The 3,378-nt window shown below is 63.8% G+C and carries 2 protein-coding genes; one reads left to right on the forward strand and one right to left on the reverse strand.

What is annotated here, in order from left to right:
- Nucleotide 1 precedes the first annotated feature (1 nt).
- Complete coding sequence (pvdM, locus tag J3D60_RS02570; RefSeq protein WP_253489452.1) at nucleotides 2–1,351, reverse strand: pyoverdine-tailoring dipeptidase-like protein PvdM; 1,350 nt, start codon at nucleotides 1,349–1,351, stop codon at nucleotides 2–4.
- Between the two features lie 142 nt (nucleotides 1,352–1,493).
- On the opposite strand from pvdM, the gene J3D60_RS02575 reads away from it, so the two are divergent.
- Nucleotides 1,494–3,119: a PvdJ/PvdD/PvdP-like protein gene (locus J3D60_RS02575; RefSeq protein WP_253489454.1), complete on the forward strand. Its 1,626-nt coding sequence runs from the start codon at nucleotides 1,494–1,496 to the stop codon at nucleotides 3,117–3,119.
- The last annotated feature ends 259 nt before the right edge of the window (nucleotides 3,120–3,378 follow it).

Here is a 3,378-nt window from a genome sequence, read left to right on the forward strand (position 1 = left end):
ATTAGCGGTTGGCCAAGGGTTTGGCGGCTTTTTGTACCTGGTCCCACACCCGCAGGAAGTTGCCTCCCCACAGCTTGGCGATGTCGGCTTCGGAGTAGCCGCGCTGGATCAGTTCGGCGGTGACGTTGCGGATTTCGCCGACGTTGTTCCAGCCGTCGATACCGCCGCCGTCGTTGAAGTCCGAAGCGATGCCGACGTGATCGATCCCGATCTTGCGCACGGTGTAGTCGACGGCGTCGCCCCAGTCCTTGAGCGTGGCCTTGGGTTCCTCCTCAAGAATCCCGTACAGCCCTTGGGCGTACTGGCCGAACTTCTGCTCCGGCCATGCCGCGATGATCGCGTCCCCCGGCATCAGGGCCATGGCCAGGTTGGGCAGTGGCGGCAGGTCGAAACGCGCGCGCAGGGTGTTGAGCTTGTCCTGGGTCGGCTGGCTCAGGGGGCGTATGTAGGCCGGGAAGCCCACCACCTGCACCACGCCGCCGCTGTTCTTGATCAGTTGCAGTTCCTTGTCGCTGAGGTTGCGCGGGATGTCCACCGACGCGCGCGGTGCCGAGTGGGACGCCACCATCGGCGTGCGACTCAGGTGCGCGACTTGCTCCAGGGCCTTGGTCGACATCTGCGACACGTCAATGATCACCCCCAGGTCATTGAGGCGCTGCACCGCTTGCTTGCCGATGTCCGACAGGCCTTCGAGGGCATCGACGGAATCATTGAAAAACGGCAGTGGGCGCGATGAGTCGGACCAGGCGTTATTGCCGATATAACTGAAACCGAACATACGCATGCCCCGGGCGGCCCACAGGTCCAGCTGGTTCAGGTCATTGCCCAGGGGGTAGGCGTTGAGCATGCTGATAAAGATCGCGAACTTGCCTTCGCCATGCAGACGTCGAAAGTCATCCGGGGTATAGGCGATGCCGACTTGATTGGGAAAGTCACGCACCATGCCGGAGATGATCTTGTAGCGCACCTCCTGCTCGTGGCGGGCTTCCTCGACAAAGCCGTCAGTGGGCTTGTGCGGGGCATTGGGGCCATTCCAGATTTCCGGCCAGCCGAAGATCGTCAGGGCTGCGCCGGACAAGCGACCGCGTGCCGCCTTGGCCAGGTCGAACTGTCCGCTGCCGTCCTTGTCCGCCTCGTTGCCGGCGGTGCCGAAGTCCATAGGCACGGTGATGTGGCTGTCGAACGACAGCAGGCGGTCCTGCAGTTCATTGGCCTGCTTGATCACGGCGAGCGGGTAGCCGGCATTGCCCTTGAACCAGTGATCCCAGGCCAGGAAGCCTGCGCTGGCACCGATGGCCAGTGCCAGCGGCAAGCCGATGTACAGCGCCTTTTTCGAACGTGGTTTTGTCATTGCCATCTCAGTCAGTTGAGGCCTTCGCTATCAGGGGAGAACGAGTGGTGCGCGGGGAAATTTAGGCGGCGCGGGCAGGGCGGTAAATTTCCCCGGCCTGCAAACGTTCTAGCTCTGATAAAGCCGTTTCCTAAGGTAGACAATGACCATCTCTCGACGTGGGTTCATCGCAGGCCTGGCGCTGACCGGCGCGGCTGTGCCGGCCGCTTTCTATGCCCATCGCGAGTTGACGCGCGAAGAAGAATTCCCCATCACCCCCGGCGAAGCCACCGTGGACCTGGCCGACACCGCCGGGCAGCACCTGGCCAATACCTTGCGCGGGGTGTGGCGCCTGCGCCTGGAAGGCCGCGACGCCGGCCTCAAGGGCCTACCGCTGCAAGGCCTGGAACTGTTGCTCGACATCGCCCCCCGTGGCCGTGGCCTGCGCGGCTACCTGGACACCGCCGCCAACCTGCGCAGCGAAGGCGAACCGCGCTACCGCGTGCTGGGTGACCTGCTGACGGGCGAGGGCGCCTTGCTCTACTGGCGCCTGATCGATCGTGATGCCGTCGACGGCAGGCCCGCCTATGAGTTCAAGATGACGCTCGATGAAGTCTGGTCCGACTTCGCCAACGCCGGCAGCGGCACCCTCAGCGGGCACATCCTCGACCTGGATCGCCCCCTGGCCTTGACCGAACGTGACAACCGCTTTATCGCCCACAAACAGCTGTTTCCCGAAGCCCGCCAACGCATCGGCCTCAACCCGACCCTGCTGGCCTGGCTGATTGCTCCGGAGCACCGCCTGTTTCACCAGCTGTGGCACGCCACCCGTGACCAGTGGCACAAACTCTCCGAAGAAAAACGCGACGCCCTGCGCGGTATCGGCTGGCAACCCGGCCCGCGCGGCAAGGAGCGTGACGCCCGTGGCAAACACAAAGACCGCAACGGCTCGGGCATCGATTTCTTCTTCATGCACCGGCATATGCTCGGCACCGCGCGTTCCATGCAGGATCTGCCCTCGTGGCCCGCATTCCCCGAACCGCAACCGGCGCTGGAGCGCGATCGCCTAGGCTTCCTGCGCTACTTCGACAACCACGACGGCTTCGCGCTGCCGCCCACCTGGTCAGCCCCGGACGACAGCGAATACACCCAGTGGGTCAGCGACATCAAGGCCGCCGAGACCTACCACAGCAACTTCCAGGTCTGGGAATCGCAGTACCGCGACCCGCGCTACCTGGCCAGACTGACCTTGGGCCAACTCGGCTCCGAAATGGAGCTGGGCCTGCACGACTGGCTGCACATGCGCTGGGCCTCGGTGCCCCGCGACCCGTCTAACGGCGCGCCGGTCCCCCTGGCCCGCGACCCGGCAGATTTTGCCCCGCGCTGGTACGCGGCGGAAAACGACTTCCTCGGCGACCCGTTTTCATCCCATGTAAACCCGGTGTTCTGGCACTTCCACGGCTGGATCGACGACCGTATCGAAGACTGGTACCGCGCCCACGAACGCTTCAACCCCGGCGAAGTCAGGCGCCTGGACGTCAACGGCGTGGCCTGGTTCGCCCCGGGGCGTTGGGTCGAAGTCGACGACCCGTGGCTGGGCCCGGACACCCATGGCTGCAGTACCACCCCGGGGTTGCAGATGGGCAAGTCGATGGAGATGGACCCGGAGACCATGAAGCTCGCCTTGCGCATTACCTTTGGCGAGGACGAGCACCTGTTGCAGGGCCTGTTCAAGCGCGTGCCGAAGCGGCCCTGGTATGCGCGGCATTTGAAGGTGAAGACCGTCTAGCGACGTTCTCGCTCCCGTTCGGGAGCGATTACCTGCTCTGAAAAAAAACCTTGAACCCTCGCTGCCTCCCTCTTGTCCCCGCTTCCCATGTCACCCCCCAGCGCCCAAATCCCTTAATTTTCAAACCCTGCCGGAAGCCCCTCCAGGCCTGCGGCTGCGCCTGCATTTTTTTCACCGGGCGCTCCAGCACACCCGATTCCAAACGGCAGCTGAAAACGGACTTTCTTCTCCACCGTGACTTATCAGGCAGGTTACCCCC

It is taken from the genome of Pseudomonas sp. S3E17, from assembly GCF_024168685.1.
In the GTDB taxonomy this organism is placed as follows: domain Bacteria; phylum Pseudomonadota; class Gammaproteobacteria; order Pseudomonadales; family Pseudomonadaceae; genus Aquipseudomonas; species Aquipseudomonas marginalis.